The sequence below is a fragment of the Caballeronia arationis genome, from assembly GCF_001544975.2.
GTDB classification, from domain to species: domain Bacteria; phylum Pseudomonadota; class Gammaproteobacteria; order Burkholderiales; family Burkholderiaceae; genus Caballeronia; species Caballeronia arationis.
Window position 1 is genome coordinate 25,797 of record NZ_FCOG02000071.1, and the last position, 6,241, is coordinate 32,037.

Annotated in this window: 5 protein-coding genes and 3 pseudogenes; 2 read left to right on the plus strand and 6 right to left on the minus strand. The window is 61.6% G+C overall.

What is annotated here, in order from left to right; all coding sequences use genetic code 11:
* Positions 1–22: 22 nt before the first annotated feature.
* Positions 23–805, plus strand: coding sequence for a substrate-binding domain-containing protein (locus AWB81_RS28780; RefSeq protein ID WP_062639966.1), 783 nt, complete (start codon positions 23–25; stop codon positions 803–805).
* A 15-nt stretch (positions 806–820) separates the two neighbouring features.
* Here the strand turns inward: AWB81_RS28780 and dctA are convergent, their stop codons facing one another.
* Both dctA and AWB81_RS28790 read right to left on the minus strand, forming a co-directional pair.
* Complete coding sequence (dctA, locus tag AWB81_RS28785; RefSeq protein ID WP_062639967.1) at positions 821–2,122, minus strand: C4-dicarboxylate transporter DctA; 1,302 nt, start codon at positions 2,120–2,122, stop codon at positions 821–823.
* The gene (locus AWB81_RS28790; RefSeq protein WP_062639969.1) at positions 2,119–3,048 is read right to left on the minus strand and encodes a LysR family transcriptional regulator; all 930 of its coding nucleotides are present in this window, start codon (positions 3,046–3,048) and stop codon (positions 2,119–2,121) included. The genes dctA and AWB81_RS28790 overlap by 4 nt, the downstream gene beginning before the upstream one ends.
* Before the next feature lie 393 nt (positions 3,049–3,441).
* On the opposite strand from AWB81_RS28790, the gene AWB81_RS28795 reads away from it, so the two are divergent.
* Positions 3,442–3,879 (plus strand): MarR family winged helix-turn-helix transcriptional regulator, encoded by a 438-nt coding sequence (locus AWB81_RS28795; RefSeq protein ID WP_062639980.1) that lies wholly within the window; start codon positions 3,442–3,444, stop codon positions 3,877–3,879.
* 39 nt (positions 3,880–3,918) lie between these two features.
* Here the strand turns inward: AWB81_RS28795 and AWB81_RS47045 are convergent.
* The 4 genes and pseudogenes from AWB81_RS47045 to AWB81_RS47050 form a co-directional block, all read right to left on the minus strand.
* Positions 3,919–4,113: pseudogene (locus AWB81_RS47045) on the minus strand (enoyl-CoA hydratase); the annotation flags it as partial.
* Between the two features lie 254 nt (positions 4,114–4,367).
* Complete coding sequence (locus AWB81_RS28805; RefSeq protein ID WP_062639971.1) at positions 4,368–5,699, minus strand: aminotransferase-like domain-containing protein; 1,332 nt, start codon at positions 5,697–5,699, stop codon at positions 4,368–4,370.
* Between the two features lie 130 nt (positions 5,700–5,829).
* A pseudogene (locus AWB81_RS28810) lies at positions 5,830–5,980 on the minus strand (IS6 family transposase); the annotation flags it as partial.
* Positions 5,981–6,088: 108 nt separating this feature from the next.
* A pseudogene (locus tag AWB81_RS47050) lies at positions 6,089–6,241 on the minus strand (IS30 family transposase); the annotation flags it as partial.

Below are 6,241 nucleotides of genomic sequence, written 5' to 3' on the forward strand. Positions count from 1 at the left end.
TCAGCCTGACGTTCTATCAACCATGAAATCCATCCTTCTGAAACTATGCAGCGCGGCGCTGCTCGGCAGCGCCGCCGCTGCGGCTAATGTGCAGGCCGCCGATCTGCACGTGATGAGTTCGGGCGGCTTCACTGCCGCCTACAAGCTGCTCGGCCCGAAGTTTGCGGAGTCCACGGGCAACATGCTCGATACCGCGCTCGGACCGTCGATGGGCAAGTCGCCAGAGGCCATTCCGAACCGGCTTCAGCGCGGCGAGCCTGCCGACGTGGTGATCATGGTCGGCTATGCACTCGACGACCTCATCAAGCAGGGCAAGGTGATCCCCGATTCGCGCGTTGAGCTCGCGGATTCGCGCATCGGCATGGTCGTGCGCGACGGCGCGCCGAAGCCCGACATCGGGTCTGAGGCGGCGCTCAAGGAAACCTTGCTGCATGCCCGGTCGATCGCTTACTCGGATAGCGCGAGCGGCGTCTATATCGAGCGCGAGTTGTTCAAGCGGCTCGGCATCGAGGAGCAGGTGAAGACCAAGGCGAAGATGATCCCCAGGATTCCGGTGGCATCCGTTGTCGCGACCGGCGACTACGAAGTGGGATTTCAGCAGGTGAGCGAGCTGCTTCCCGTGAAGGGCGCGGCGTACGTCGGCAAAATTCCGGAGTCGATGCAGTCTGTCACGCGCTTTGCGGCCGGCATTCCGGTCGGTGCGCAGCATCCGAAGGAGGCGAAAGCGCTGCTCGACTATCTCGCGTCCCCCGCCGTGCAGCCGGAGGTGACATCGACAGGGCTTGATTCGGTCGCGACGCATTGAGACGAAGGAAGCGATTCAGCCCGGCACGTCGGCGGGCTGATCGAAGGCTTCTTCCGGCTGATGCGCGAGGCTCAATGCATCCTTCAGGCGCACCCGGTCGCAGGCGCGCTCCCACATCGATACGAAGATCACCGCGCAGGCGTTGCTGATCACGCTCGTCAGGGCACGCGCCTCGGACATGAAGCGATCGATGCCGACCAGCAGTGCAACGCCCGCAACCGGCAGATCGGGAATGACGGCCAGCGTCGCGACGAGCGCAACCAGTCCGCTGCCCGATACGCCCGCCGCGCCCTTTGACGTGAGCAGCATGACCGCGAGCATCGTCGCGATCTGGCCGCCCGAGAGGCGTACATCGCATGCTTGAGCGATGAACATGGAGGCGAGCGTCAAGTAGATCGCCGTGCCGTCGAGGTTGAACGAGTAGCCGGCGGGCAGCACGAGTCCCACGATGCCCTTGTCGCAGCCAAGCGCTTCGAGCTTGACGATAAGGCGCGGCAACACCGGTTCGGTCGACGACGTCGCGAGCACGATGAGGAGTTCCTCGCGAATGTAGCGCAGCAGCCGCCAGAGCGAGAAGCCATGCAGGCGCGCGAGCGGACCGAGCACGCAGACCACGAACAGCAGGCACGCAGCATAGAACGACACCATCAGCATGCCGAGCGAGCCAATCGAACGAATGCCGAAACGGCCGACCGTGAAGCCCATCGCGCCGAATGCGCCGGAGGGTGCAAGCCGCATGATCATCGCGAGGATGCGGAACAGCACGTGCGCGACGCTGTCGATGAATTCCTGTACCCGCCGCCCGGCACTTCGGCTGGCGTTCATTGCAAAGCCGAACAGAAGGGCGAGCAGCAAGACCGGCAGCACCTCGCCTTTCTCGAAGGCGCCGACGAGTGTCTCCGGAATCACATGCAACGCAAATTCGACGAGTCCGTGCGACTGCGTGCGCGTCGAATACTGAGCGAGGACGGCCGTGTCCAGATGATGCGCGTCGATGTGCAGTCCAGCACCCGGGTGCAGCACGAATGCAGTTGCGAGCCCCAGGACGAGCGCAACGATCGTGAGAAAGTAGAACAGCGCCAGCGCCTTCAGGATGGTCCGGCCGATCTTCGAGCTGCTTGAAAGCGACGTGATGCCCGTGACGATCGTGCAGAAGACGATTGGCGCGATCATCATGCGTACCAGCGCGACGAACGCATCGCTGAGCGGCTTTAGCGACGCGCCGACCTGTGGCCAGAAGTGGCCGACGGTCACGCCCAGCCCCATTCCGATCAGGACCTGGACGTAAAGCAGCCTGAAGGGCCTGGGCAGTGTCATTTCGGGGTCTTCTTCGCCGCGCCGGCCATGCCGCTGCGCTTCGTGTCGAGGATCGTCTGATAGAACTGCTGCGCGGCCGGCGCGAGCGGACGCCCCCGGCGCCTGACAATGCCGACGCGCCTCGTCACGACCGGATCGACGAGCGGCACGCTGGTCAAGATCGGATGGTCGCGCATGGGCATTGCCATTGAAGGCACCGCCGCCACGCCGAGTCCCGCTTCGATCAGGCCGAGCATGGTGGTGACATGGCGTGTTTCGCAGACACTGGGCGCTCTCGGCGACACCGTGGTCAACGCCTGATCGAGCAGCAGGCGGTTGCCGGAAGTCTTGTCGACAGAAACGTATTCGTGTTCGTAAAGCTCGCTCCAGGACACACGGGTCTTCCGGGCAAGCGGATGATCGCGACGGCACGCGGCGACGAACCGTTCCTGCAGCAGAACCTTGAATTCGACTTCGGTCTCCTGGCTGCCCATGAAGCTCACGCCGAAATCGGCTTCACCGCTGATGACCGAGCCAAGTACTTCGTTGGCGCTCGAGTCGAGCAGCTTGACCCGGATCCGCGGATAGCGGCTGTGATAGGCGGCAACGACACTCGGCAGGAAATAGTACGCAACCGATGGCACACATGCGATGGTCACATGGCCCAGACGGCTTGTGGAGACGTCGCGGATGCCGAGCAACGCGACATCGAGATCGTCGAGAAGCTGTTCGGCGCTCGGAGCAAAAACCCGTCCTACGGTTGTGAGCGTCACGCTGCGCGTGGTTCGCTCGAAAAGTCGTACGCCGAGCGCCGCTTCGAGCTTCTCGATGCGCCGGCTCAGCGCCGGCTGCGAAATGTTGACCGCCTCAGCGGCCTTTCGGAAGCTTCCCAACTCCACGACGGCTCGAAAGGCCTGCAAATCATTCAGATCGAAGTTGACGCCCACGAGCCGTTCTCCGAGTATTAGATGCGGCTATTTTGCATGATGCAGGCGAGAGCGCCCATGGAGGACAACACTCGGTCATTCAGGCCGCGAAGAGTCGCGCAAAAATTGGAGGTGGGCGACGGGTTTCGTCGAGTCAGCAGTCATTGAACAAATCCAAGCGGTTGCCATGCGGGATATCGTGGAACATCACCCGCGAAGAACGAATTTTCCGCGGTGACCTCGTTGCGCAACGCTGCAAGCGCAGCCGCGACTTCCGCCTTGGCGCACGAGGATGGCAAGTTCCGGAGGCGTATGCCGTGTAGTCAGGCATGGACGTCTCCGTGGTATATTTCGCGCGCGAACTATTAATTTGTTGACGTTCCTGCGACTGGAATGAAGAACGAGGTTTCGGAAATGGATCATCGGCTTGTCTATCTGCTGAATGTGGGTCAGAAGCGCCTACAGCGGTGGTCGCAGGCGAGGACTGCCGCCGGTGGAGTGACGGCAGCGCAGGCTGGCCTGCTTTTCTTTCTGGCAAAGAACGACGGTGCCCTCACGAATGAAGCGGCAGCGGCGCTTGACCTCAAGGCGCCGGGAATGAGCGGGTTGGTCGAACGGGCGGAAAGGGCTGGTCTCATCGAACGCCATACGGATGAGTTTGATCGACGCGCGTCGCGGCTGTGGCTGACAAAAGATGGGCGCGGCGCACTCAAGCGTTCGAAGGCGGGTATCGCTAGCGTGAATACCCGGCTGACGGACGGGTTTACAGCGTCCGAGATCGACGTCGTCGCGCGATGGTTGACAAGTCTGCAAGAGAAGTTTTCGGCCATAGACGAGAGCGCCGATTCGTAACGTATGGGGCACCGACGGTGCCCCTTGGCGCCATCATTCCTATTGTCGATCGATTTTCGTGAAATCCGGCTGGCGCTTTTCAGCGAACGCCGTAAAGGCTTCTTTCGCTTCGGCGCTTGCAAGGCGCTCTACGAAGATCGCGCTTTCGAAATCCATCTGAGCGACCAGCCTCTCCGCGTTTCGCATCAGTCGTTTCATTGCGGTCAGCGATCCGATTGGCTTGGCGGCAATCTTCTAATCGTGACGGCCAGTACACCACTACTTGAAAGGTCTGTTCTGATGTCCGGGGTCATAGTCTCGCCTCCTGGAGATTGTCGGCGCCAACGGGTCCACTCCCTATGAAACGCCATCGCGTTGAAATGTTCGCATGCGAATTATATATTGATTCGTATGCGAATCAATGTCGCGGGAGTTGACAGGCCGTCAACTGTGAATTGACGGCAGGGAGGCGGCAAGATGTTGTCGGACTGTGCCGTAGTAACTGTCGTTCAGTACGTCTGGTCGGCGATGACTTTAGCCACTGTTTCCAGCGATCGCCTGAGCGTGACCATGTCGACTGAGCCGATTGCCAATCGAATCGCGTGAGGGACGTGCGCCGACGTCGAGAACGGCAAGGCTGTCGACACGGCAATTCCCTCGCGCATCACCGCCATGGCAATCGCATCCGCGCGGACCTCCTGTGCCAGAGGGAGCCAGACGAAGTACGACGCAGGATGACTGATCCTCTTGAGTCGCCTCAAAACCTCGACCACAAGCTCCTGACGCATCGTGGCATCACGCCGCTTGTCGTGTTCAAGGCGGGCGACCGTGCCGTCTTCCATCCATCCACAGGCGATGGCAGTCATGACCGCCGGGGTGTTCCAGGTCGTCGCCCGGATCGTGCGTTCGAGTTTGGGAGCCCATTCGCGTGGTGCATGAATGAATCCGACGCGCAGACCCGTCGCGACACTCTTGGACAGGCTGGACACATAGACCGTCGTCTCTGGCGCAAGCGATGCCAATGGAGGCGGTGCGCCTTCAGCCAGGAAAGCATAGGCCGCGTCTTCGATGAGCACCAGCCCATGGTGCCGAGCGATGGCGACAAGTTCGCGACGTCGGCTCACGCTCATCACCCAGCCAAGCGGGTTGTGCAGCGTCGGCATCGCGTAGACGGCGCGTACCCGCCGACGCTTGCACAGGGCCGCCAACGCATCCAGATCCGGTCCGTGTCCAGCGGCAGGGATCGGCGCTAGTTCCAGTCGACCGGCCTCGGCAGCGAGCTTGAATCCCGGATAAGTCAGCGCGTCCACCGCCACCACGTCGCCGGGTTCGAGCAACGCAAGGGCGGTCGTAGTCAGTCCGTGCTGCGCGCCGCTCACGAGCAAGGTGGTCTCGACTGTCGCTGCAAGGCCCCGGCTCGCCAGATGGCGCGCCGCCGTCGCCCGCTCGTACTCACGCCCGCCGTGCGGCTGGTATCGAAGTAGGGACTCCAGGTCACCTGCGGCCGCGAGCTGGCGCAGCGCTGTCCTCAGAAGATCGGTTTGGCCCGGCGAAGACGGATTGTTGAAGCTGAGGTCGACCGTGTCCGCGCTCCACGCATGCAGGTCGATGCCTTCACCGCGAGGGAGTTGCTCCTTGACGAATGTGCCGCGGCCGGTTTCGCCGCTTACCAGCCCCATCGCTTGCAGTTCCGCGTAGACGCGCGTAGCGGTGACCAGCGCCAGACCCTCGCGGCTGGCCAGATCGCGGTGGGTCGGCAGACGCGTCCCGGGACGCAGACGGCCTGCTCGGATGTCGGCCGCGAGGCGGTCGACCATCTGTTTGTAGCGCGGTTCAGGCATGTGTCAACGTATCCATGACAATTGTTTGATTGTATTAAGTGTCGGCTCTACCATGATTCGGCGCAACCCTTCCGCCCGCGCGAAGACGCCATGCACATCGCAATCGTGACCTTCCTGCGTCCCTTCCTCTGGCCCAGCGATGTACCGTTGAATGGTCGATCGAGATTCCGCGCTCCGCCATCATCTCTTCCAGATGTCGAAGCCTCAGTTGATACGCGACATACCAGCGCACAGTGCAAACGCTTGAGAACCCGGGCCAAGGCGGGATTCATAGTCATCATCAAACGTCCGATCGTTCGTATTGGTCGGGACGCATGATACTCGGCGCTTATTGCGGCAAAGCCTAAGTAAATAGCTGGGCGGTTTCAAACTGAAGTGCAACACGAGGTTCAGTGTTTAGCGCTTTGTGGTTGGCTGGCTGAGGCAAGTGTCGCAGCGAAGACCTCGAATGGCGAATGGAATGCATGAGTTGCGCGCGGCCGGCTGTTCAAGCTGTCGGCGATAGCATCGAGTTCGTCCTGACTGTAGACCGAGAGGTCAGA

Coding starts and splice junctions, on each gene's coding strand:
- AWB81_RS28780 (WP_062639966.1), top strand. CDS start 23: ATGAAATCCATCCTTCTGAAACTATGCAGCGCGGCGCTGCTCGGCAGC.
- AWB81_RS28805 (WP_062639971.1), bottom strand. CDS start 5,699: ATGCCTGAACCGCGCTACAAACAGATGGTCGACCGCCTCGCGGCCGAC.
- AWB81_RS28795 (WP_062639980.1), top strand. CDS start 3,442: ATGGATCATCGGCTTGTCTATCTGCTGAATGTGGGTCAGAAGCGCCTA.
- dctA (WP_062639967.1), bottom strand. CDS start 2,122: ATGACACTGCCCAGGCCCTTCAGGCTGCTTTACGTCCAGGTCCTGATC.